The organism is Actinoalloteichus fjordicus (genome assembly GCF_001941625.1).
Taxonomy (GTDB): Bacteria; Actinomycetota; Actinomycetes; order Mycobacteriales; family Pseudonocardiaceae; genus Actinoalloteichus_A; species Actinoalloteichus_A fjordicus.
Genome location: NZ_CP016076.1, coordinates 6,839,861 through 6,862,834, shown reverse-complemented (window position 1 = coordinate 6,862,834; position 22,974 = coordinate 6,839,861). Strand labels below are relative to the sequence as shown.

Genomic DNA, 22,974 nt, shown 5'->3' with positions numbered 1-22,974 from the left:
TCACCCACCGTATCCGGGCGGGTTCTCGCCGAACACGGCCGGCGCGACCTTGATTCCGTCGCCGAAGACGTCCTCGGTCTCCAAGAGGTAGTCGGCGCGCTTGTGCTCCTTGTCCTCCTCGCCGGGTCCTCCCCGGCCGCCCGCGCCACCACCGGCCATGCCGCCGCCCGCAGCACCACCGCCACCGGGCCCGAAGCCGCCGCCCGCAGGCCCGAATCCGCCCGGCAGCCGGCCACCGGGACCGCCGACACCCGTCGTCCCGCCCGCACCGAGCCCACCAGCACCGGGGCCGCCGGGGCCGAACCCACCGGCGCCGCCCGGCCCGAAGCCGCCCGGCATTCGCCCACCGCCGCCGAAGCCGCCACCGGTACCGCCCGGACCGCCGCCGAATCCGCCAGGCATCCGCCCGCCGCCAGGACCGCCCAGACCGCCGGGCCCGCGTCCGCCGCCGGGACCGCCTGCGTGGCCGCCCGGCCCGCCTGCACCCCCGCCGGGAAGGAAGCCACCGGGCCCCGGCTGCCCGTAGCCGCCCCCGGGCGGCGTCGGGCCGAGGTGTCCGGGCGGCACGTTCGGCCCTGGGGCAGGTGCGACCGGTGTCGGGTTGGAGATGTGGTGATCGGGGCTGATGCCGGGCGCAGGACCACCGGGAGGAGGCCCGCCGTTCCCACCACCTGCAGGCGGGCTGACGCCTCCGCCGGGAGGAGTCCCGCCAGAGCCACCGCCGGGCACGTCACCCGGCGAGGCCCAGCCGCCCCCGGACCCGCCGGGAAGCCCGCCGAACCCGCCCCCGCCGCCGGTCCCCGGCCCGCCGATACCGGACGGCGGTGTAGTGATCACATTGCCGCCACCTGGACTGACGTCGGTCGGCGTGGACCCCTTCGCCGAGTACTCGACCTGCGGCGGCTCCTCGAAGAGTGGGACTGCGCTGAGCCGCGCGTTCGTCTCGCTCTGATAGGCGTACATCGCATCGCGAGCCGCCTGATTCTCGGCCTCGTAGGCATCCATCCGGTCGCCATGCCCGGTCCACTGCGACGGCAGTACCTGCTCGAATCCCTCCTTCTGCGGCGGCGCAGCCTGGCCTGCTGGGGTCTCGTTCTCGACGGTGAGATGAGTCAGCTGTTGCGCACTGATCACGTCTCGGATGGCATCGGCTTGCGCCTGTCCCTGCCGGGCGTACTCGGAAAGCGGAGCGACTGCTCCCTGCGACGCATCCGCCGCCGCACCGGCGTGCGCACCCGCCGCCTTCCGCAATGCCGAGTCGATGTAGTCCCCGATATCGGCGAACTTCGTGCTGACGTCAGACCAGCCAGCGTAGGCGGTATTGAAACTGCCATTATGCCCGTCCGCATCGACCTCAGCCTTGATCTGATGCGCGGTCTTGCCGTCGAACGACTCGTTGGTGGTTCTCAGGACGAGTTCTGGCATTTATGCGACCTCCTTTTACGCCGTTGGAAGACTAGGTACGAGGGCTTCAGCGAAGGATTCTGCCTGTACGCAGGGATCGCCATCCTGGCCATATCCCTATACTGGAACCGAAGGAAACGAACTGAGTGTCGTAAATTCCAACGTGGATAAAGTATGAACTATCGGTTGATTCGCCAAGTGACGCTTGAACGGACGGGTATCCCGCTACCTCGAATTCTCGGAAATCGGGGTAGGTCTCTCGGGGAAGTCGGTACATTTCGCTGATCCCGTTCCGTTCGACATCGGCCCAGATTGTCACTCCGCCATCGCGTTGTCCCGATGGACGCCATGTGCAAGAAGCGTATTCTGTTCCAGCGGCGCCATCTTCGGGAATTCCGGCGGGATCATATCCCAGGCGGGAAGCGTCCTCGGTGGTGAAGAGCGTACAGGTGTCGACGTTGTCGACTTCTTTGGGTTCTTCGACCGGGGGCGCGAGGAGGTCCGCCGCTTGAGTCGTACTTCCTTCGCTGCTCTGATCGGCTGCCGGAGGAATGGAGGAAGGTGATTCATCGGGCATTCCCTGTCCGCCTTCAGTCTCATTGCAAGAAGTGAGGGCGACTGCGGCAATTATCATCGACGCGGTAAACGAGATAAAAGCGTTTTGTGCTGGCTTTGCGGTCTTCATGCCCATCTCCCGTCGTCCTTTAAACTGCCACATTCCCATTGCCGTGATGGTAGCCTTGCCTGGCGCGCTCTTGCTCGGCATAGCTGGGGCTCGATGAGTATGGCGTCGGTTCGCCCTCGAAGTCAGGTATCACTCGGCGGTTGGCAGTCCAGGAACTACGGATTCGGCCGTACGAACTGCTAGTTGGCATGGGTCGCCTTCTTCGTCGAATCCCAGCCCTGCACTAATGGTGATGAATTGATCTTCCGCGACTCCGATATGGATCTCGCAGGAGGTGTCAGTGGCGCCACCAAGCGACGCTTGTACCGCAGGATAGCCTGCGATCTCAAATTCGCGAAAGTCTGGATACGCGTCACCGCGTAGCAGGTACATCTCATTGAGTCCAGTGCGGTCGACGTCAGAGTATATGTAGACTCCCGAGCCGTCGTTCCTTCCAGTGGTTTCCCACGAGCAGGGATCTGAACTGGCATTAACGGCGCTTTCTTGCGGGATTCCCTCTGGATCGAACCCCAGCTCTGTGGCGCTTTCTGGGGCGAGAACCGTGCAGATATCTACGCCGCCGACATCTTTTGGATCCTCAACTGGAGGAGCCAGGCTGTCGTTGTTCGTGCCGGTAGATTCTGTGTCGTCGGTTGTCGTAGGTATTGCGGTTGTCTCGGTCGGATTGGCCTGCCCATCCTCGGTTGTGCTGCATGAAACGAGAATCAGGATTGTGAGTACTGCGACTATTGCCGTGCTGAATCGACGAAGCTTCTTCACGTGGTTACCGATTTCTTCTCGGGTTAGACTGCGATATTCCCATTGCCGTGATGGTAGCCTTGCCTGGCGCGCTCTTGCTCGGCATAGCTGGGGCTCGATGAGTATGGCGTCGGTTCGCCCTCGAAATCAGGTATCTGGTTAACGTCCTCCAGCTCAAGATATGATGCGAGCATTTGGCGGAAGTTTTCCAGGGTCGCGTCGATGGCCTCCTCGTACATATTCACGGTGTGGATGAGCGATCCACTTGATGCATCGCCTGCCACGCGCGAAAGTTCGGTCCCTGAATTGAGGCTGACCTGATCGGCGCCGCGCCCGGGTCGATTTCTGGCCAGTTCCTGTGCCTTTTGCCTCAGATCCCGCAACTGACTGCGCGCTTCGATCAGATCCGCGATCGCCTGCGGTAGCAGTTCCGGATCGACCTGATACGAATCCCCCATCGTCTCCTCCTCGTCGCTGCGGCTGGCGGTCGGCCGCTCACCCTGGGTCAAGGTTATCGGGGGGATATGACCGTTGTCTGCGGCTTGGGTGATCACCGGGAGGGGTGTGGCTCACGCTTGCGCCGAGCGGAGTAGCGGCCCGCGAGCTCGCAGGCTCCTCAGGATCTCCGGCGGCACCCGCCGGGCAGCCCCGGACAGAACGAGGCCCCACATCCGTGGCGGATGTGGGGCCTCGTTCGCTCGGATGGTGCGTCGAGTCGGATCTCACGCGCGCACCATGTGTTGTGGACAGGACAACTCATGCCGGGTCACGCCCGCTAGGGCGTAACCCGGCATCAGTCGTTCGAAGGCCCGAACTCAGGTACAGGGACCTTGACGATGACCAGGCTGAGGGCGCAGCCGTCAGACGAGAGACCCCCAGGGGAGGCGACCCGCCTGATCGTTCGGCTGAGTCAACCTCGATATTCGTCGTACCGGTCGTCGTACGAGTCTCCGGGTCGGTCATCATCGGACCGCTTGCCAGAGGACTCGCCGCCTGACAGCTCGCGCTGCAGAGCGTCGAAGTCCGTGGCATGGGTGCTGTACTTGAGCTCCCGGGCCACCTTCGTCTGCTTGGCCTTAGCTCGGCCGCGCCCCATGGCTCGACCCCCTCGCACAGGGACGGGGCGGCCGGGGGAACGGCGGCCCCGTATCGTCTCGACAACTCTTCCTGCCCCCACCGTACCGTGACAGGCAGGGTCGATGCGACGTGGCACCGCTTGTTTGAACGTGATGCCGACCGCTGTGCCGCCACAGCGCCGACCATGGCACGATTTCAGGGTGCCACGACCGTTCGTCGCCTACCTCAGGGTGTACGAGCCGCTGTCCTCCTTCGACGCTACGTCACGGGACCGACTGGAGCGCGCACTGCGTGCCGGACCGGTCGCTCCGTCGGTGGTGGCTGATCGCGAACGAGAAGTGTGGCTTCGGACACAGCTCGCCTCGCCGACCCGGTTGTTCCCCGGTGATGGAGTCCCGGCAGGCAGACGGCTGGAGGGCCTCACCGACGTTCTGGTGATCCGTCCGGAGGACGTCGTCTCCCTCGACGCCCCTGGCGCGGACACCGGATCGACCGTCGCCGGGGATGACGAGGAGTCCTCGACGGCCCATGACCTGCTGGTCTGCCCGCTCGACATCCGGGCGCGAGCGGCGGCGGGCATGGTCGGATTCCTGTCCACCGCCTCACCGCCGCTGTTGGCCGAGGCCCTGCCGATGGCTCCGGACGCCGTGCGGTCCAGGGCGGCTGCCGTGGTGGCCGAGATGGCCGGTGGAGCGGTGCACGTGGTCAGCTCCACCTGGAGCGTGCCGTTGCCGTGGTTCTCGCTGGTCGACCCCGCTGCTCGTCGGCTCGTGCTCGCCCCGCTCGACGACCCGGAGCGACGGGTGAGCTGGCGGGTGCCCCTCGCCGACGCCCGCAGGCGTGCCGAGCACGCACACGGTGTCGTGCGCGAGTCCATCGGACCGGAAGGGCCTGCGGCGCTGCTGCGGGACACGGGACGGTGGCTGGACCACTTCCACCCCGGGTCCGCCCTCGAACTCGACTACGGCGGCCTCGTGCAGCTCATGGACGACGAGGAGCTGTCCGAGGACACCTCGGCGCAGGACGTGCACCGGATGGTTGAGGCGTTCGAGGAGGGCGAGGCAGCGGTGATCGCCGAGCTCTACGAGAAGCTCCGCGACTTCTGGGCCGAGGTGGCTTCTCGGGAACGGTTCAGCTGAGCTGTCCGGCGAGGTCGAAGACGTCCGGCATCAGCCGGACGTCGCCGACCCGGCTGCCCGCGCCGAGGACCGGTTCCGTCGCGAGTGCGTCGAGCGCCTCGGACGGTGCGACGCCGAGTTCCCGCAGCGCGCCGACGAGGACCGGCAGCCTGGCTCGGGCGTGACCGTCCTCGATCTTGATCGCCGCGGCTCGTCCGCCCGGAAGCGCGACGGCGGCGACACCCTCCGCACCCGCCTTGCTCAGCACGCCGGGCACGGCGGTCATCATCAGGTTGTCCTCGCGTCCGGTGCCGGACACCAGGAACGGGTGCTTCCGCATCACGTCGGCGATCCGGCGCTGCGGCGTGCCGGGAGGTGCCTGCACGAGGCTTGCGAAGGCGCGAACCAGCCCGGTCAGCGAGAACGCCGCCAGCGGGGCGCCACAGCCGTCGACAGCGGTCGCCGCGACGGGTTCGCCCGTCAGCTCCTCGATCGTTCGGCGAATCTCCACCTGAAGCGGATGCGACGGTGCTCGATAGTCCTCGGTCGACCAGCCCGCGCGAACACAGGCGGCCAGCATCGCGGCGTGCTTGCCGGAGCAGTTCATCGCCAGCCTGCGGGGCCCGCCGCCCGATCGCAGCACCGCATGGCGGGTCTCCTCGTCACCCGGCAGGGCGGGCGGGCACTGGAGGTCGGCCTCGCCGAGGCCGTGCGTGCGGAGGACGGACTCGACGCGCCGAAGGTGCTCGGGCTCCCCGCTGTGTGATGCGCAGGCCACGGCGAGGTCGGCATCCGACAGTTCGAGGCCGCAGCGCAGCATGGCCAGGGCCTGGAACGGCTTGTTGGAGGAACGGGGGAACATCGGAACGTCGACCGCCCCGACACTGCGCGCAGACAGCCTGCCGTCCGCCCACAGCGCCACCGAGCCACGGTGCACACACTCGCGGAACCCGGAACGCACGACTTCGACCAGAGGGACGCTCATGCCGACGACCGTACGGCTGTCGGCCCGGAGAACGAAGTGCTAGCGCGGTTCGTCGTCCGCAGGCGTCCTCGGCGCGGGGCGTTCTCCCTCGCACGCCTCGGCCAGCAGTTCGTCCACCGAGGCGCGGCCTTCCCGATACCGACGGGCGATCTCCGCGTTGAGCAGATCCACCACGTCCTGCACCTCGCGTCGCCGCAGTGAGACCGACTCCTCCTCCTCGCCGTAACCGTTCGCGGCCTCGACGAGTTCTGCGTCCGAACGCGAGGTGACGTCGGAGAGGTCGACGTCGGAGACCAGCGCCTCGACGTGCCTGCGTCGCGCCTCGGCCCTCGACGGCTCCATCGTCTGGTAACGACCGGAGCCGGTGGCGGGCCCGACGGCATTGCGAGCCAGGATGTCGGTGAGCTGCTCGACCACCGAGAATGGGCCGTTCTCCTCGCGTCGGATCTGCTCGGCGCGCACGATGTCGATCCGTGCATGCAGCAGCCTGCGCAGATAGGAGAGATCGGTCTCCTCCTGGGCCGCCTCGTCGCGCAGCGCCCGCACCTCGCTCAACGGCTTGGTCTGGACGCCGTCCAGATAGTCCGGGGCGAGTACCCGGTCTATCCGCCTTCGGCCGCCAGGTCGGACCTCGATCACGGCATTGTCCTCAACGACATCGGTCCGTCCCACTTCATCCGAGTCTCCGGCTGCGCGTCATGCGGTCTGTCGACGGCTCGTCGGCTCGCCGCGAGCCGGTCAACCACCGATCCTTGCGTGAACACGCGTCGACGGGCAACCGCTTGCCTGATTCTTTCGCATCTCGGCCCGTCTTCGGGCGATGAGATGTCCCTGCTCCGCACGCGATCCTGACACAGGAGCAGACGTCAACCACGCAAACGCTGGGCAGCCACCCGACCGGGTGGTTCTCCGGTGTCGACCGGGACCGAGTCGGGGTCGATCGACCCGGCGATCTGTCGATCCTCGGCGCCCACCGTCAGCTCTGCGTCGATCGGCACGCTCCGTTTGATCAGCGCCAGCGCGACCGGGCCGAGCTCGTGGTGGCGGATGACACTGCCCACCCGACCGACGACACGATCACCACTGGTCACCGGGTCGCCGGTCTCGGGAAGCACCTCCGAGGACCCGTCGAGGTGCAGGAGCAGCAGGCGCCTCGGCGGCTTGCCGACGTTGTGGACCTTCGACACCGTCTCCTGCCCTCGGTAACAGCCCTTGCTGACGTGGACCGCCGAGGGGATCCAGCCCAACTCGTGCGGAATCGACCGATTGTCGGTGTCCATGCCCTGCCGAGGTCGAAACGACTCCACCCGCAGTGCCTCGAACGCCCAGCTTCCCGCCCGACGTGCTCCCGCGTCGGTCAGCCGCTCCCACCACGAGACGAGTTCGGACCTCGGCACCAGTAGGTCGACCGCGTCCGGGCCGGGCCACGGCATCCGCCGAACCAGACCACCGCCCGCCAGCGCCGTCACCGCATACTTCTCCGCAGGCACCGGCACGCCCACCGAGGCCAGCACCCGGCCCGCGTCGGGTCCCAACACCGACAGCAGCGCCCAGTCGGCGCTCACGTCCTGCGGCTCGACCTTGGACCAGAAGCGCATTCCTTCGAGGTAGCCCAGCAGTGACTCGGTCCTGCCGCCGATCGCGCCCGTTACCGTGCTCGACGCCTCGGTGTCCAACCAGACCGTTCCGTCCAGGTGGGCGAGCACCATGTGGGCCTCCACCCGCCCCTGCCCGTCGAGGACCAGTGCCTCGGTTCCGGTCCCGTCCGGCAGTGCGGACACGTGCTGGGAGAGCAGCAGATGCAGCCAGCTCAGCCGTTCTTCGCCGGGGACCGCGAGCACGGTGCGGTGGGACCGATCGACGACCACCGCGCCGCGAGCAGCCGTCCGCTGTTCGGCGAACGGATCGCCGTAGTGCCACGGCACGCCGAGGTCGGGGGAGTCGTCCGGAGGCGGCACCGCGCCAGGCGCGGCGAGCAGCGGCGAGGAGATCGAGGTGGTCACTGGCAGTCCCTTCGTCTCGCGGCCGAAACGCTCCAGCACGATAGGAGGCGATCTCGCACGGCGCCACGTCTCGCCGAGGAGCGGTCCACCCCGCGCACGCCCGTCAGGCCACGATCCTCAATGGTAGACGTCGTCCGAGTGCGGTGACCGGGACCGATCCTGCGATGGCTGCCTCGCTTGAGTGACACCGCCCACGCCTGCGGCAGCGGGCGGCATACTGTCGAGCCATGACGGTGCTTGCGTTGCTGGATGGAACGATCGTCGACCACACCGCTCCGCTGCTTCGCGTGGACGACCTCGCGGTGCAGCGCGGCGACGGCGTGTTCGAAACGATCATGGTGGTCGACGGCCGCCCCCGAGAACTCGGTCCCCACTTGGACAGGCTCGCGCGCTCGGCCGCGTTGCTCGACATGCCGCCGCCGGACCTCGCCGCATGGGAACGCTGTGCCCAGGTCGTCCTCGACGCCTGGCGGGGTGGTCGCGAGATGGCGCTCAAGCTCGTCTACTCCAGAGGAGTCGAGGGCGAGGGAAGGCCGACGGCGTTCGCGATGGGACTCCCGGTGGGGCCCGAGACGATTCGCAAGCGCAACGAGGGCCTCTCGGTGATCACCCTGGAACGCGGATACGCCGCTGACCTACAGGAACGGGCTCCGTGGCTGCTCCTGGGCGCCAAGACGCTGTCCTACGCGGTCAACATGGCCGCATTGCGGCATGCCGAGCGCAACGACGCGCAAGAGGTCATCTTCACCGCGACCGACGGCACCGTCCTGGAGGGCCCGACCTCGACTGTGGTGATCGCCCAGGGCCGCACCCTGCGCACGCCGCCGCCGAGCAGCGGCATCCTGCCCGGCACCACCCAGGGAGCGCTGTTCCGCGCGGCGGAGGCCGCGGGCTGGAACACCAAGGTCGAGCCGCTTCGCATCGAGGAGCTGTGGGACACGGACGGCCTCTGGCTGGTCTCCAGTGTCCGGCTGATCACCCGGGTGCACACGCTCGACGGCAAGACCCTGCCGGACGATGAGCAACGAGCCGCGCTCCATCGGGAGATCACCGAGCTCTTCGAGTCGCAGTACGTCTGATTCCGGCCATTCGGCAGGCGGCGATCGCCGCCTGCCGGGCGACTCGGACCGGATGATCGACGGGATGATCGACGACGGTCGTCCGCGGGTCGAAGCCGATCGGCGGGGCCGTCGAGAGGCGGATCGGCCGCGACCCGCCCCGCCGCGGGCGCGCCCGTCGCCCGTCGTCAGAGGACGCCCCGGTTATGGAGGCCGGTCCGGTCCGCACCATCCTCGGCCGCGCTCGGTGCGCAGGGTGGTTCGTCGTCTTTCCTGCCTGCCCGTGATGCTGCGGTGCCGGTATTCGATTTCGGCATGGTCCTTCAGTGCCCCCTCGACTCACTCGATCTGCCAGGGGGCATCGAGCGGTGGGAGAGGCTGGACGGCGGGGCAGGCCTGCGGCAGCTCGGGGAATCGCCATGCGGCCACGCGGGCGTGCCGAGGATGCAACGCGGTCGGCAGGCTGGCCGGAGCCGCCGGAGGACCGGCGACCTGGCTCTGTGACGACGCTATTCAGCCGACGACGCGACTCAGTTTCGCCGAGATGTGCGGTGCCAGGGGCTGGCCGCTCAGCGAGCGTTCCTCCACGTAGGCGAGATCGCCGTCGCCGACGACGCCGTACAGGCGTTGTGCCGCGCTGATCTCTTCGGCGGAACTCGTCCTGGCCACCGCATCGGTGCCCAGCTCCCAGGAGGTCTGATTGCGCGGCTTCCCGTAGAAGATCTCGACGACGCCGCCGGAATGCGCCAGGAGCAGCTCGATCGTGTCATCGGGTTGCGGTCGCCACCAGCCGACCTCGCGCGAGCCCGCACCGAGGACCTCGCCGTCCGCGTCGAGCAGCCAGGACCGTGCCTCGTAGTACAGGAACGGCCTGCCGTCGTGCGCGAAGGTGATCTGCTGGCCGTAGCGGTAGGGCTCGTCCAGCGACGGGTGCTCCGCGACTCCCTCGCCGCGCCAGACCCCCACCAGGGGCAGCAGGGCGAGACAGGCCGGATGGAGTTCGGGGCCCATCCGCAGATTCGCGGTGTCTGCCGGAATCGGCAGATCCTCGAACTGCGGCAGGTTCAGACCCCGCGTCGCCTCGGCGCGTTCGGCTGCCGCCTGCACTGCGGCGTCACCGCTGACGGTGTTCGGCTGCTCAGATGTCATATCGCAGACTCACTCAGCGCTGATCGCTGTACAGCCGGTAGACGACGTAGACGGCGAACCACAGGACCAACACCGTGGCCAGCACGAGAAGACCGGTAAAGAACAGTTCCACGCTCGGAGCATACCTTTCGACAGGCGGAACCGGTGGTGGGCAAGGCGTGGCCTCCCCCACCACCGATCACGTCGACGATCCTCCTTATCGAGGCCACGTCCCCGCCTCGTGGCGTTCCGCCCCGTTCGCGCGGAAACGTCAGGCAGACGGCGGGGCGCGTCGGGAGGAGTGTCGTGATCGAACACGAGGACGATCAGGCCAGTGCGATGTCTGCCTGGTGGAGTCCGGCGCCCGCCGCGACGATCTCGGCCTGTCCACTGCCCGCCTTGTGCAGGGCACGCACCGTCCAGGTGCCCGAGGCGGCGTAGAAGCGGAAGTCGCCGGTCGGTGCGGACACCACCTCTGCGGTGAACTCGCCGTTCGCGTCCAGGAGACGGACGAACGCTCCGGAGACGCCCTCGTCGCCTGCCCGCACCCGGCCCGCCAGGACGACCTGATCGGTGCCTGCGACGTCCTCGGCACTGGTCGTCGTCTGTTCCGGGGCTCCGCATGTGCTCATGATCAAGGCTCCACTTCGCGTTCTCGCGTGTGATCGATTCCTGGCGGGAGGACGGATCAGCCGGACTGTGCCGCCGACGGGTTCGACACCGGAACGCCGATCAGGCTGCCGTACTCGGTCCAGGACCCGTCGTAGTTCTTGACGTCGGACTGACCGAGCAGCTCGTGCAGCACGAACCAGCTGTGCGAGGAGCGCTCGCCGATCCGGCAGTAGGCGATGGTGGCCTTGGTGCCGTCCAAGCCTGCTTCGGTGTAGATCTCCCGCAGCTCCTCCTCGGACTTGAAGGTGCCGTCCTCGTTGGCCGCCTTGCTCCAGGGCACGTTGACGGCGCCCGGGATGTGGCCGCCGCGCTGGGCCGCCTCCTGCGGGAGGTGCGCGGGGGCGAGCAGCCTGCCCGCGAACTCGTCTGGGGAGCGGACGTCGACCAGGTTCTTGGCGTCGATCGCCGCCACGACCTCGTCACGGAACGCCCGGATGGAGACGTCCTGCTCGCTCGCGGTGTAGCTCGTCTCGGGGCGCTCGACCGCCTCGGGAGAGAGCGGCCTGCCGTCGAGCTCCCACTTCTTGCGGCCGCCGTCGATCAGCTTGACGGCCTGGTGGCCGTACAGCTTGAAGTACCAGTAGGCGTAGGCCGCGAACCAGTTGTTGTTGCCGCCGTAGAGGATCACGGTGTCGTCGTTGCCGATGCCCTTGCTGGACAGCAGTTTCTCGAAGCCGGATCGGTCCACGAAGTCGCGTCGGACGTGGTCCTGCAGATCGTTCTTCCAGTCGAGTTTCACGGCACCGGGGATGTGGCCGCCGTCGTATGCCGTGGTGTCCTCATCAACCTCGGCGAACACCACTCCAGGCGCGTCGAGGTTGGCCTCGGCCCATTCGGCGGTCACCAGGAAGTCTTCGCGGCTCATCTCGGGTGCTCCTCGTTGTTCTCATCGCCAGTGGTGATCGGATGTCGATGTCGGATCGATGTCTCGGGTTCTCGAGGTGACTGCTCGGTGCCGGGCACCTGAGCGCGGTGTCGACGTCGTCGCATCGTGACGTCAGACGAGATTGGACGGGCGGGGTGCCCGGAACCGCTGAATCAGCAGGTAGAGCTCACAGCCGACGCAGAGCCCGAACACCGCGTTGAGCAGGGCCGCCACCAGTGCCAGCGAGGTCGCGACGATGCCGAGAGCGGTGAGTCCGCTCGCATAGCCGATCACGCCGATCACGCTGAACACGAAGCCCACGCCCTGGGAGAACTGCACGGGTGCGACCGGTTCCTGTTCGCCACGTCCACGAAGCCTGGGCCGGATCAGCCTTCGGTACACGAGGCCCCACGGGTTCAGCCGCAGACCGATGAAAGCGCATAATCCGAATAACAGCGCCTGTGCGCCGAGCAGCCGCCAGCTCTCGGTCAGCAGGACGACGGCGAGGATCAGACTGGTCATCGTGGCGGAGAACCGGGGCCCTCCCGCATCGATCAGCTGTGCGTCGGATTCACGTGCATCAGACATACGACCTCCATGACGGTTTCGCGGTGAGAGAAGTCCGTCCGAGGCGGGCCTGCGCAGTGCGGCGAGAGTGAGGCGGCATCAGCCGACAGCGCTACAGCCCGATCAGGAAGTGCGACACAGACTGCTCGCGAGGCGGCAGAGGTCTACCGCGCGGCGTCTGGTCAGCAGGAAGTGCACGCCTGCGACGGTACCGGAATGCCCGATGGTCGGGAAGCTCTCTCAGTCCTCGGAATCCGCAGCGAGCAGGTGCGGCCGCAGGGCGTTCAGGAGCGTCTCGCGGTGTGGGACGCCTCCGACGCGAAGCAGCTCTCGGCCGGCCGGATCGAAGGCGATCGTCGTGGGGACTCGGTGGACGCGCAGTGCCGTCACCACGTCAGGTCGATCCGTGACATCGAGATCCACGTGACGTACCGAGGTCAGCCCCGAGACCAGATCGGTCAGCAGCGCCCGAGTGTGCCTGCACGGCGCGCAGAACGTCGTGGACAACTGGAGCAGTGTCACCACGGGCCGGGGCTCCACCGCTGAACCTGCGGTGGCGTCCGTGAGTGCTTCCTGCACCGCAAGGGGCAGTCCAGGCGACGTGACGGCGGACTCGCCTGCCTCGGCAGCGACGGAGACACGTCCCTGTGCCCGGCGATGCAGCGCGCCGATCAGCAGGGCGGCGACGATCGCCACGACCAGAGCCGACAGGCCCGCCATCTCGCCTCCAGTGCTCTCGCCGGCGCGCCGGGGCGTGGCGCGCTCGTCCGAGGACGTTCCGAGTACATGCTGCCTGTCACGGTCCCACCGACCCGGACTCGCCGACTGGAGTCACGCCGCGTCCAGCCGCCTGATCCGCTCGGCAGGCGCCCGGAGCGCTTAGTTCCGGATGACCACGTCACGTGCGGTGCCGCCCGCGATGAGTGCGCCGTGTTCGGCACGCACGGAGGTCGGCGTCACGTCCAGCGGCAGCCCGCCAGGGTCGATCCGGGCGGTGAAGGTGCTCAGCACCGCATCCTGGATCTCGGCGGGAAGTTCGAGCGCCCCGGTTCCGGGGTCGATCTCCAGCCGCCGAGGCTGGATCTCGATGATCCCGTCGGTCAAGGAGAGCGTGCCGACCACGGTGATCTCGGTCTTGTCTCCGCCGATGTCCTGACTGCCGGTGAGCTGAACGGTGGCCGTGGTGTCGTCGTCGGCCTGTTCGGCCTGAGCCGCGTCGGCGTTTTCCCCCTCGCCTGCCTCGTCACCCTCCACCGGCTCCACGAGCTCGCCGGTGAACGGTTCGATCCGGAGGTCCGGGATGTTGATCAGCCGACCGATGTCGCTCGCGGTCAGCCGTACCCGGCCTGCCACCTCGTCGACGCGCACCTCCCGGAGCGTGCCGCCCACGATGTCGGAGAACGGCACTCTGACGTGGCGCAGCGTCGCCTCGATGTGGACGTCTTGAAGCTCGCCGACCCGTACCCCCTGCGCCTGCACCTCGACCTCGCGGTAGTCGCCTGCCATCGCCTGGAAGGCGAAGGGGAAGCCGTTCACCCGGACAGCTGGATCATCACTGAGACCCAGTTCGTTACGCAGCCGCTTCGAGACCTGGTACTCGGCTGCGGCGGCAGCGCCGAAGTCGGCTGCGGTCAGCAGTCCCGCGATGATCACGAGGACGATCAGTAGTCTCTTCAACGCTCGGTTCCCGCCTTGATCAGCTGTCGTTGCCGGGTCACATGAAGGGCGTTTCGGTCAAGCCACTGTGCCATCCGATCCACCAGGGCCGGTGTCATGCCCGTCTCGGCATGACGGATCTCCGGTTCGATCCACAGCTCGCCTCGGGAGCTCGCGGCCGAGTGCAGCTGGCGTGCGTGATCGGGAGAGAAGTAGTCGTCCTGCTCGCCGTGTACGAGTAACAGCGGCGTGGGGTGGACGTGTTCGGCCGCCTCCAGCGGTGACATCGGGATGGTCTCCCAGGCCCGGTCCAGTCGGACGCCCACCAACGGAGCGACGAGCCTTCCGTGCGGCTGCTCCAGCAGCCAGTGGACCCGTCGCATCGGAGCCGTCTCCCTGATCCACCACCGGGACGGTCCGCTCACCGCCGCGACGGCCTCCGGCCGGTCGCCGGGCCCGGCCAGCGCGGCATGCCGGATCACGATCGAGGCGCCCATCGAGAAGCCGAGGGTCGCGACTCGCCGGAAGCCGCAGCGTCGCGCATACTCCACGGCCGCCGCCACGTCCAAGACCTCGCGGTCGCCGACGGTGGACAGCCCGCCGGACCTGCCGTGGCCCCGGAAGTCGAAGGCGAACACCGCCGCACGGCGAGACAGCCGGACGAGCGTGCGCATGACCGCCGGCTTCCGGACATGGTTGGTGAAGCCATGGCCGACGACGATGGCGAGATCGTCCGCCGTCGCGGAGCGTCGCTGCCGGGCGGCGGAGCCCGCCTGCCGAGGCAGGAGGACGCCGTGGATGGGCACGTCGTCGGCGGTGCGAGCTGTGATCTCCGCGATGAGTACTCGGTCAACGGTGGTCACAGGGGGTATCCTCCATCATGTCCGGAGGGCAACGGGGCCCGGTGTGCGGGCACGAGGGACTCACCTTCGATGCCCGGCAGGAAGGAGTCCCGACATGTCCAGCCTGGATCTCTTGCTTCTGACCTCCGCTTCGAACGCGGGAGCCGTGCTGCCCGCGCTGTCTCTGCTGCCGCACTCGGTTCATCTGGGTGCGCCGGAGGTCTCTGGTCTTCTCGAACGTCGTCCCCATGATGCCGTCCTCGTCGACGGCACCCAGGACCTCGTGGGCGCTCGCAGGCTCTGCGGCCTGCTCGCCGCCGCCGACGTCGAGGCGCCTGTCGTCGCAGTCATCGGCGAAGGCGGACTGGTGGCACTCAGCGCGGACTGGGGCGTGGCCGAGATCCTGCTCCCGACCGCAGGGCCCGCCGAGGTCGACGCCAGGCTGCGTCTGCTGCACGGGAGGGCCGAGCAGCAGGCACAGTCCGAAGGCGAGATCCTGACGTTCGGCGAGCTTGTGATCGAGGAGGCCACGTACACGGCGCGGCTTCGCGGCAAGCCGATGGAGCTGACCTACAAGGAGTTCGAACTCCTCAAGTACCTCGCCCAGCACGCGGGCCGCGTGTTCACCCGGTCGCAGCTCCTCCAGGAGGTGTGGGGCTACGACTTCTTCGGCGGAGCCAGGACGGTGGACGTCCACGTGCGGCGGCTGCGGGCGAAGCTCGGGCCGGAGCACGAGCAGCTGATCGGCACGGTCCGCAACGTCGGTTACAAGTTCGTTCGACCCGGCGGCACGACCCAGGCGCTCGCGGAGCACCGGGCCGAGCGCAGGCTCGTGCGTTACGGCGCGGACTCGGCCGACCTGCTCGCGGACAACGTGTCGGAGCTGATCGGCCGTACGACGGCGTCGCGGCACTGACGCCGTCGCCGTGAGCCGCGAATCGGTCTTCTCGTCCGGCGGCCACGGCCGTGCCTGCGGCAGGCGCCGGGCGGACGGTCTCCCTGGGCATGCGCTCACTCGAACTCATGTTCGAATAATGACGGAGTGGTGCGGAGTCCGGCAAGGAATCCGCAGGTGATCCACTCCAAGGTGTGAGCAGGTGTCCTAGGGCGGGTTTGCCCCCGTGGTCTGCCGCTTTTGGGCGGGCAGGGGGGTTACCGTGGACCTCGTGACGATCACGAGCTGGCACAACGGTCTTCTCGACGAGGTCGCCGACGAGGTGACCTCGCTGCTGGCCGAGGCGACGGAGGCAGACGGCAGGGCCCCCGTCTCCGAGCGCGGCCTGACCGCACTGCGTCGGCGCGGCCCGGCTGCCGTGCAGGTGGAACAGGTGCGGGCCGACGTCGGCGGCACCGAACACTTCCTGGTCCGCGAGCCAGGGGGGCTGCTGGTGGGCTATGCACAGCTCGACACCGAGACCGACAGCGCGGGCAGGCTGGTCGCCGAACTGGCGGTCCGGCCGTCGGCACGGGGCCACGGAGTGGGCACCACCCTGGTCCGGGCGCTTCTCGAACGAGCCGAGCTGCCCGAGCAGCCTGCCGAGGTCGCGGCCGACGAACCATCTGCTCCGGCGGACGTCCTGCTCGTCTGGTCGCACAGCGGCCATCCCGCCGCGATCACGCTGGCTCGGCGGTTCGGGTTTCACACCGTCCGCGAGTTGCGACGCATGTGGGTCGACCTGGCCGAACACCCGCCCGGCGCGGCCACGCCGCCTTCGGATGTGCTGATCAGAACCTTCGACGTCGGGCAGGACGAGGCCGCCGTCGTCGACGTCAATCGGCGGGCCTTCTCCTGGCATCCGGAGCAGGGCGGGATGTCTGAGGCCGACGTCGTCGACAAGGAGTCCGAGAGCTGGTTCGATCCGGCGGGCTTCCTGCTGGCGGTCGACGCCGACGGCAGCCTGCTGGGCTTCCACTGGACCAAGGTGCACCCGCCGGGCTCGGCGGCAGCCGAGGCCGTCGGCGAGGTGTATGTGGTGGGTGTCGACCCCGACGCCCAGGGCAGGGGGCTCGGCGGCGTTCTCACCCAGGCGGGGTTGCGTCATCTGGCCGATCAGGGACTGCGCCACACGATGCTTTATGTCGAGGCGGACAACCCGGCCGCGATCCGCGTCTATGAGCGGCTGGGATTCACCCACCGTGACAGCGACATCCAGTTCGGTCGGTAGCAGCGGTACTGCCAGATCACATCACGGAGAGCGAACGCACAGGTCACGACCAGGCTACGCAGTACCGCCACTGGTGGTCGGTCTAGTCACTTCCCGTGTCATGTTCACCTCGCGTTCATCTCTTCAGCGGCCGTCGTCCACCCCGGCTGCCTACCTTCGCATCGGGCGGCGACCTGCCGCTCGATGAACGTGCAGGCTTCGCACTGGAGGAACACTGTGAAGATCAAGCGGCACTCTGCTGCTCTCGGGCTGGTGGCGGCGAGTGCGCTGCTGCTCTCGGCCTGTGGCTCCGACAACGCGGCCCAGGACGCGAACGGCGGCGGCTCGACCGGGGGAGAGCCGACGGCCGCGGAGTGCGGTGGCGTCGACCAGATCGTCGCCGAGGGAGCGTCCTCGCAGGCGAACGCCATCGACGAGTTCGCCGCGGTGTTCAGCGGGGAGTGCGCCGGGCAGAGCCTCGCCTACAACCCGAACGGCTCCGGCTCCGGCCGTCGGCAGTTCATTGCAGGCCAGGTGATGTTCGCGGGCTCCGACTCCGCGATGGACGAGGAGGAGCGCGCTCAGGCCGAGGAGCGGTGCGACAGCCCGGCCTGGCACCTCCCGCTGGTCTTCAGCCCCGTCGCGATCACGTACAACCTGCCGGGCGTCGACGAGCTCGTGCTGCCCAGCGAGGTCGTGGCCAACATCTTCAACGGCACCATCACGGAATGGAACGACGAGGCCATCGCCGCCGCCAACGAGGGCGCGGAGCTGCCGGAGACCCCGATCACGGTCTTCTACCGCAGCGACGAGTCCGGCACCACCGGCAACTTCCAGGAGTACCTGACCGTCGGCACCAACGGCGCATGGACCCAGGGCGACGGTGAGACCTTCGCGGGCGGCGTCGGCGAGGGCCGTGGCCAGTCCCAGGGCGTCTCGGAGGCGGTGTCCAGCACCGAGGGCGGCATCACCTACGTCGAGGTGTCCTTCGCCAACAACGCAGGCCTGGGCATCGCCCAGATCGACGCGGGCAGCGGCCCGGTTCCGCTGACCGACGAGACCGTTGGCGCGGCGATCACCGGTGCCGAGATCACCGGTGAGGGCAACGACCTGACCATCGACCTCGAGTCGGTGTTCGGCACCACCGAGGCGGGCGCGTACCCGATCACGATGGCGACCTACGAGATCGTCTGCTCCGCGTACGAGGACCCCGAGGTCGCCGCAGGCGTCAAGTCGTTCCTCAACGTGGCCGCCACCACCGGCCAGGAGAACCTCTCCGAGATCGGCTACACGCCGCTCCCGACCGAGTTCCAGGACCGCCTGCTGGCCGCGATCGACGAGATCGCCTGACCCGTCAGGCATTAGCCCGATCGGGTAAGAGAAACTGAGCGAGACGCAATGAGCGACTCGACGCGCCGGGGCCGCTCTCTGACGACAGGGAGCGGCTCCGCTCCGTCACCGGATGCTCCGGAGGATCTCATCAGCACGGCAGTCGACACCCCGAGCAAACCCGTCCGCCGTCCGGGCGACCGGATCTTCCGCGGCTTCGCGGTGGGCTCCGGCACGTTCGTCGTCGTCCTGATCGGCGCGATCGGCCTGTTCCTGCTGTTGCAGGCCATTCCGTCGCTCGCGGCCAATCAGACCAGCTTCCTCTTCTCCGGAGACTGGAACGCCTCCAACCCGAACGATCTCCGGTTCGGCATCCTCTACCTGCTGTACACGACCGTGTCGGTGTCCCTGCTGGCGCTGGTGCTGGCCATGCCGGTCTCGCTCGGCATCGCGCTGTTCCTGACCCAGTACGCGCCGAGAAGCCTGGCCAGGCCGTTCGCCTACATCGTCGACCTGCTCGCGGCGGTGCCGTCGGTGATCTTCGGTCTGTGGGGCATCCAGGTGATCGGCCCGGCGATGGTGCCGGTGGCCGACTGGCTGAACACCAATCTGTCGTTCATTCCGATCTTCGACCAGGGCAACGTCAGCATCGCGGGCGCGGGGAACATCTTCACCGCAGGCGTCGTGGTGGCCGTCATGTTGCTGCCGATCATCACGGCCATCAGCCGCGAGGTGTTCGAGCGGACGCCCCGCGAGCACATCGAGGGAGCGTTGGCGCTGGGCGCGACCAAGTGGGAGGTCGTGCGCACCACGGTCTGGCCCTTCGGCAAGTCCGGCTATGTCAGCGCCTCCATGCTCGGCCTCGGCAGGGCGCTCGGGGAGACGGTGGCGTTGTTCCTGATCCTGTCGTCCACCACGGCAGCCCCGTCGTTCAGCGTCTTCGACGGCGGCGCCACCATCGCCTCGCGTATCGCCGCCGCCTCCGCCGAGTTCAGCAATCCGCTGTCCATCGGCGCCTACATCGCGGCAGGCCTGGTTCTGTTCGTGCTCACGTTCCTGGTCAACGCGGTGGCCAGGTCGATCGTCGCTGGGAAGAAGGAACGGTCATGAGTCTCAGCACCTCGGAGCTGGACCGACCCGCGCAGCCGCCCGCCTTTCAGGGAGTCAGCACTGGGCGTCGTACCAAGGACGTCGTGGCCAGGGTCGTCGTGTGGCTCTGCTTCCTGATCGCGGTGATCCCGTTGATCTGGGTGCTCTACTCCGTCGTCTCCCGCGGCATCGCACCCTTTCTCCGGCCGGACTGGTGGCAGTACTCGTTGGCAGGCGTCCGGGCCACCGAGGACATCGGCGGGGCCAACCACGCGATCGTCGGTACCGTGCTCCAGGGCCTGGTCACCGGTGTGCTGTCGATCCCGATCGGCATCCTCGTCGGGATCTACCTCGTCGAGTACGGCGCGGGCTCCCGGTTCGCGAGGGTCACGACCTTCATGGTGGACATCCTCAGCGGGGTGCCGTCGATCGTCGCGGCGATGTTCGTCTACGCCGTCTGGATCACCATGTTCGGCTTCGACCGCAGCGCCTTCGCGATGTGTCTGGCATTGATGCTGCTGATGATCCCGATGGTGGTGCGCACCACCGAGGAGATGCTGCGGATCGTTCCGAACGAGCTGCGAGAGGCCTCCTACGCGCTCGGCATCCCCAAATGGAAGACGATCATGAAGGTCGTCCTGCCGACCGCGATGTCGGGCATCGTCACCGGCGCCATGCTCGGCATGGCCAGGGTGATGGGCGAGACGGCGCCCGCGCTGGTGCTCGTGGCGTACTCGCCGTCGATCAGCTACGACCTCTTCGCGGGGCCGATGGCCAACCTGCCACTGCTGATCACCAGTCAGTTCGCCAACCCGGAGGCTGCGGGCTTCAACCGCACCTGGGGCGCGGCGATGACCCTCATCTTCATCATCATGTTGTTCAACCTCGCGGCCACGATCATCTCGCGGCTGTCGTCGGTCAAGACCAAGTAGGCGGGGCACGGATTCAGATGGCCAAGCGCATCGACGTCAAGGACCTCAACATCTACTACGGCAAATTCCACGCCGTACAGGATGTGACCGTGGCCGTGCCGCCGCGCGGGGTGACGGCCTTCATCGGGCCGTCCGGCTGTGGCAAGTCCACCGTGCTGCGGTCGTTGAACCGGATGCACGAGGTGATCCCCGGCGCTCGCGTCGAGGGCCAGGTGCTGCTCGACGGCGAGGACGTCTACGCGAGCTCAGTCGACCCGGTGGCGGTGCGGCGGACCATCGGCATGGTCTTCCAGCGGCCGAACCCCTTTCCCACGATGTCGATCCGGGACAACGTGGTCGCGGGCCTGCGGCTCGCCGGGACCAAGAACAAGACGCAGCTCGACGAGGTCTGCGAGCGCTCCCTGCGCGGCGCGAACCTGTGGGAAGAGGTCAAGGACCGGCTGAACAAGCCGGGCGGCAGCCTCTCCGGCGGTCAGCAGCAGCGGCTGTGCATCGCCCGCGCCATCGCGATCCAGCCCGACGTCCTGCTGATGGACGAGCCGTGCTCCGCGCTGGACCCGATCTCGACGCTGGCGATCGAGGACCTGATCACCGAGCTCAAGCAGGACTTCACGATCGTCATCGTCACGCACAACATGCAGCAGGCCGCGCGGGTGAGCGATCAGACCGCGTTCTTCAACCTGCCCGGCGTCGGCCAGCCCGGCAGGCTGGTGGAGATCGACGAGACCAGCCGCATCTTCTCCAACCCGACGGAGAAGGCCACTGAGGACTACATCTCGGGACGGTTCGGCTGAGCCACAGGATCTTCGACGCACCGCCGAGGGCTGGGCGGCTCCCGCGAACCTGGTCCGGGTGACCGGGACACGGCTCGACGGCGGTCCTTGGCTGCCCGGGGCCGCACCGCGCTGGGTGCCCGACCGGTCTCCCCGCAGGGCAGCCGTGCCGCGCGGGCCTGCCGCGGCGGGAACGAACGGTCAGTCGGGAAGCGCGTCGGCGATCTCGGCGATCAGCCTGCCGGAGTCACGCGCGTCCAACGCCGAGTCGTCGAGCCTGCTGAACGCCGCGACGTATCGGCGGGTCTGGACGGGCTTGTCCAGATAGGTGCAGCTCGCGGAGTTCTGTAGGCACACGACGTTCGGTGCTGCTGGATCGGGCACCTCCACCAGCGAGACGTTGTCACCGACCAACGGGTGGGCGCCCGCGTCGAAGGGCAGTACCCGCACGCTCACATTGCGGCGGTAGGACATCAGCACCAGATGTTCCAGCTGGGCACGCAGCACCGCGACACCCCCGACGGCCCGGTGCAGTGTCGCCTCGTCGAGTAGGACGGAATACTCCAGCGGAGTACTGCCGATCAGCCGTTCCTGCCGCTTGTCGAGCGCGTCGAGCAGCAGGCCGATCGTCGCCGTCGACGCCGTTCCCGCGCCGAGCACGGCGCGGGCGTAGTCGTGGGTCTGCAACAGGGCGGGGATCAGATCCGAGTGGAAGGCGAGGACGCGCCGCGCGGCCGACTCCAGGCCGATGTAGGTGTCGAAGCCCGGTTGCATGACCTTCGTGTACGGCTGCCACCAGCCGGTCTTCTTCGATTCGACGGCGAGCCCTCGGAGTCGGTCGATCGACTCGTCCGGTGCGTCATAGAACTCCAGCATGAGTCGCACGTCCGAGGTCCGCACCGGAACCTTGCCCAGCTCGATCTGGCTGATCTTGCCCTGCGAGCAGTCGAGGTGATCGGCGACCTCGCGGTGTGTCCGGCCTGCGGCCTCTCGCAGTGCGCGCAGCTCGCCGCCCAGGAGCCGGCGATCCAGGGCCGAGTTGTGTCCCACGGCTGCCTCCAGACCTGCGCCCTACTTCGGCCGATGACGACCGGGCCGACGACGACCGGGCACAGCATCGCAGAGCTGATCCGCGCAGGCGGGGAGAAACGCCGGCAGCCCTTCCCGGTGCGGCAACGGCGGTGCCGGGAGGACCTCGAGGTCAGGAGCCGCTGTCGGCCTGCTGCGGGTGTTCCCCGGTGACGACGAAGACGACGCGCCTGGCCACCGAGACGGCGTGGTCGGCGAACCGCTCGTAGAAGCGCCCGAGCAGCGTGATGTCGACGGCGGCGGGCAGCCCATGCTTCCAGTCCTTCTGCATGAGGACGGTGAACAGGTGCCGATGCAGGTCGTCCATCTCATCGTCGGCATCCTCAAGCTGCCGGGCGAGGCTCACACTTCGGGTGCGGATCACCTGTTCGGCTTGTTTGCCCAGTTCCGACGCGACGCGGCCCATCTCGACGAAGTACGGTGCGACCTCGTCCGGCAGCACCGCCTGCGGGTGACGACGGCGCGCGGTCTTGGCGACGTGGAGCGCGAGGTCGCCCATCCGTTCCAGGCTTTCGGCCGCGTGCAGGGCGGCGACGACGTTGCGCAGGTCGCCCGCCACGGGGGCCTGCAGGGCGAGCAGCGCGAACGCGTGCTCCTCGCCCTGACTCCGTGCCTCGTCGAGCTTCGCGTCGTCGGCGATGACCTGCTCCGCGAGCGTGAGATCAGCGGTCAGCAGGGCCTGAGTGGCCAACTCGATCGCGGTCGTCGCCATGCCGCACATCTCGGCAAGGGCGTCGGCGAGCTGTCCCAGCTGGTCACGATAGGCCTCACGCATACCGACACCCTACGTGATCGTAGGTCGTCACATCCGCCACCTGGG

26 protein-coding genes are annotated in these 22,974 nt (G+C 68.0%); 8 read left to right on the top strand and 18 right to left on the bottom strand.

All coding sequences use genetic code 11. The annotated features are described in order from the left end of the window. The 5 genes from UA74_RS33175 to UA74_RS29360 all read right to left on the bottom strand — a co-directional run bounded on the left by UA74_RS33175 (position 1) and on the right by UA74_RS29360 (position 3,923). Positions 1 to 1,425 carry a hypothetical protein gene (locus UA74_RS33175; protein ID WP_075765856.1) on the bottom strand — a complete coding sequence of 475 codons (1,425 nt, stop codon included), beginning with the start codon at positions 1,423 to 1,425 and terminating at the stop codon, positions 1 to 3. A 46-nt stretch (positions 1,426 to 1,471) separates the two neighbouring features. Further along, on the bottom strand, positions 1,472 to 2,128 hold the full coding sequence (locus UA74_RS29375; protein WP_198042877.1) for a DUF3558 domain-containing protein: 657 nt from the start codon (positions 2,126 to 2,128) through the stop codon (positions 1,472 to 1,474). Between the two features lie 90 nt (positions 2,129 to 2,218). Next, on the bottom strand, positions 2,219 to 2,848 hold the full coding sequence (locus UA74_RS29370; RefSeq protein WP_075743070.1) for a DUF3558 domain-containing protein: 630 nt from the start codon (positions 2,846 to 2,848) through the stop codon (positions 2,219 to 2,221). 23 nt (positions 2,849 to 2,871) lie between these two features. Beyond that, positions 2,872 to 3,381 carry a hypothetical protein gene (locus UA74_RS29365; RefSeq protein WP_075765852.1) on the bottom strand — a complete coding sequence of 170 codons (510 nt, stop codon included), beginning with the start codon at positions 3,379 to 3,381 and terminating at the stop codon, positions 2,872 to 2,874. A gap of 356 nt (positions 3,382 to 3,737) precedes the next feature. Beyond that, positions 3,738 to 3,923, bottom strand: a complete 186-nt coding sequence (locus UA74_RS29360; RefSeq protein WP_075743068.1) for a DUF3073 domain-containing protein — start codon at positions 3,921 to 3,923, stop codon at positions 3,738 to 3,740. Between the two features lie 181 nt (positions 3,924 to 4,104). Between UA74_RS29360 and UA74_RS29355 the strand changes: the two genes are divergently transcribed. Continuing rightward, positions 4,105 to 5,043, top strand: coding sequence for a hypothetical protein (locus tag UA74_RS29355; RefSeq protein WP_075765850.1), 939 nt, complete (start codon positions 4,105 to 4,107; stop codon positions 5,041 to 5,043). Here UA74_RS29355 and UA74_RS29350 read toward each other — a convergent pair. The 3 genes from UA74_RS29350 to ygfZ all read right to left on the bottom strand — a co-directional run bounded on the left by UA74_RS29350 (position 5,036) and on the right by ygfZ (position 8,010). After that, positions 5,036 to 6,007, bottom strand: a complete 972-nt coding sequence (locus tag UA74_RS29350) for an asparaginase (RefSeq protein WP_075765848.1) — start codon at positions 6,005 to 6,007, stop codon at positions 5,036 to 5,038. The two genes, UA74_RS29355 and UA74_RS29350, sit on opposite strands and share 8 nt — an antisense overlap. Before the next feature lie 39 nt (positions 6,008 to 6,046). Beyond that, positions 6,047 to 6,646, bottom strand: coding sequence for an RsiG family protein (locus UA74_RS29345; RefSeq protein WP_075744374.1), 600 nt, complete (start codon positions 6,644 to 6,646; stop codon positions 6,047 to 6,049). A gap of 227 nt (positions 6,647 to 6,873) precedes the next feature. Continuing rightward, positions 6,874 to 8,010 (bottom strand): CAF17-like 4Fe-4S cluster assembly/insertion protein YgfZ, encoded by a 1,137-nt coding sequence (gene ygfZ / locus UA74_RS29340; protein WP_232237552.1) that lies wholly within the window; start codon positions 8,008 to 8,010, stop codon positions 6,874 to 6,876. Positions 8,011 to 8,237: 227 nt separating this feature from the next. Here ygfZ and UA74_RS29335 point away from each other — a divergent pair, with 227 nt between their 5' ends. Continuing rightward, positions 8,238 to 9,089, top strand: a complete 852-nt coding sequence (locus UA74_RS29335; RefSeq protein ID WP_075765846.1) for an aminodeoxychorismate lyase — start codon at positions 8,238 to 8,240, stop codon at positions 9,087 to 9,089. A gap of 492 nt (positions 9,090 to 9,581) precedes the next feature. Here UA74_RS29335 and UA74_RS29325 read toward each other — a convergent pair whose 3' ends face one another. The 8 genes from UA74_RS29325 to UA74_RS29295 all read right to left on the bottom strand — a co-directional run bounded on the left by UA74_RS29325 (position 9,582) and on the right by UA74_RS29295 (position 14,819). Continuing rightward, on the bottom strand, positions 9,582 to 10,217 hold the full coding sequence (locus UA74_RS29325; protein ID WP_075743063.1) for an FABP family protein: 636 nt from the start codon (positions 10,215 to 10,217) through the stop codon (positions 9,582 to 9,584). Between the two features lie 305 nt (positions 10,218 to 10,522). Continuing rightward, on the bottom strand, positions 10,523 to 10,828 hold the full coding sequence (locus UA74_RS29320; RefSeq protein ID WP_075743062.1) for a DUF1416 domain-containing protein: 306 nt from the start codon (positions 10,826 to 10,828) through the stop codon (positions 10,523 to 10,525). 56 nt (positions 10,829 to 10,884) lie between these two features. Next, entirely contained in the window at positions 10,885 to 11,733 is an 849-nt protein-coding gene (locus UA74_RS29315) for a sulfurtransferase (RefSeq protein WP_075743061.1), read from the bottom strand. Positions 11,734 to 11,865: 132 nt separating this feature from the next. Further along, positions 11,866 to 12,321: a DUF4395 domain-containing protein gene (locus tag UA74_RS29310; RefSeq protein ID WP_075743060.1), complete on the bottom strand. Its 456-nt coding sequence runs from the start codon at positions 12,319 to 12,321 to the stop codon at positions 11,866 to 11,868. Between the two features lie 102 nt (positions 12,322 to 12,423). Beyond that, a complete protein-coding gene (locus UA74_RS34365) occupies positions 12,424 to 12,498 on the bottom strand; it encodes a putative leader peptide (RefSeq protein ID WP_376700089.1) in 75 nt (24 codons plus the stop codon). Positions 12,499 to 12,540: 42 nt separating this feature from the next. After that, the gene (locus UA74_RS29305; protein WP_075765844.1) at positions 12,541 to 13,020 is read right to left on the bottom strand and encodes a TlpA family protein disulfide reductase; all 480 of its coding nucleotides are present in this window, start codon (positions 13,018 to 13,020) and stop codon (positions 12,541 to 12,543) included. A 159-nt stretch (positions 13,021 to 13,179) separates the two neighbouring features. Next, a complete protein-coding gene (locus tag UA74_RS29300; RefSeq protein ID WP_075743059.1) occupies positions 13,180 to 13,977 on the bottom strand; it encodes an LmeA family phospholipid-binding protein in 798 nt (265 codons plus the stop codon). Further along, positions 13,974 to 14,819 carry an alpha/beta hydrolase gene (locus UA74_RS29295; protein WP_232237551.1) on the bottom strand — a complete coding sequence of 282 codons (846 nt, stop codon included), beginning with the start codon at positions 14,817 to 14,819 and terminating at the stop codon, positions 13,974 to 13,976. The genes UA74_RS29300 and UA74_RS29295 overlap by 4 nt, the downstream gene beginning before the upstream one ends. A gap of 94 nt (positions 14,820 to 14,913) precedes the next feature. Between UA74_RS29295 and UA74_RS29290 the strand changes: the two genes are divergently transcribed. From UA74_RS29290 to pstB, 6 genes are all read left to right on the top strand, one after another. Then, complete coding sequence (locus tag UA74_RS29290) at positions 14,914 to 15,714, top strand: winged helix-turn-helix transcriptional regulator (protein ID WP_075743058.1); 801 nt, start codon at positions 14,914 to 14,916, stop codon at positions 15,712 to 15,714. Positions 15,715 to 15,964: 250 nt separating this feature from the next. Beyond that, positions 15,965 to 16,963, top strand: coding sequence for a mycothiol synthase (mshD, locus tag UA74_RS29285; protein WP_157434507.1), 999 nt, complete (start codon positions 15,965 to 15,967; stop codon positions 16,961 to 16,963). A gap of 216 nt (positions 16,964 to 17,179) precedes the next feature. After that, the gene (gene pstS, locus UA74_RS29280) at positions 17,180 to 18,292 is read left to right on the top strand and encodes a phosphate ABC transporter substrate-binding protein PstS (RefSeq protein WP_075743057.1); all 1,113 of its coding nucleotides are present in this window, start codon (positions 17,180 to 17,182) and stop codon (positions 18,290 to 18,292) included. Positions 18,293 to 18,340: 48 nt separating this feature from the next. Further along, on the top strand, positions 18,341 to 19,381 hold the full coding sequence (gene pstC / locus UA74_RS29275; RefSeq protein ID WP_083683799.1) for a phosphate ABC transporter permease subunit PstC: 1,041 nt from the start codon (positions 18,341 to 18,343) through the stop codon (positions 19,379 to 19,381). Next, the gene (gene pstA / locus UA74_RS29270; RefSeq protein ID WP_075743056.1) at positions 19,378 to 20,292 is read left to right on the top strand and encodes a phosphate ABC transporter permease PstA; all 915 of its coding nucleotides are present in this window, start codon (positions 19,378 to 19,380) and stop codon (positions 20,290 to 20,292) included. The genes pstC and pstA overlap by 4 nt, the downstream gene beginning before the upstream one ends. Positions 20,293 to 20,309: 17 nt before the next feature. Next, a complete protein-coding gene (gene pstB, locus UA74_RS29265; RefSeq protein WP_075743055.1) occupies positions 20,310 to 21,086 on the top strand; it encodes a phosphate ABC transporter ATP-binding protein PstB in 777 nt (258 codons plus the stop codon). A 180-nt stretch (positions 21,087 to 21,266) separates the two neighbouring features. On the opposite strand, the gene UA74_RS29260 is transcribed toward pstB, so the two are convergent. Then, a complete protein-coding gene (locus UA74_RS29260) occupies positions 21,267 to 22,115 on the bottom strand; it encodes a helix-turn-helix domain-containing protein (protein WP_232237550.1) in 849 nt (282 codons plus the stop codon). 151 nt (positions 22,116 to 22,266) lie between these two features. After that, on the bottom strand, positions 22,267 to 22,929 hold the full coding sequence (gene phoU / locus UA74_RS29255) for a phosphate signaling complex protein PhoU (RefSeq protein ID WP_075743054.1): 663 nt from the start codon (positions 22,927 to 22,929) through the stop codon (positions 22,267 to 22,269). Positions 22,930 to 22,974 lie beyond the last annotated feature (45 nt).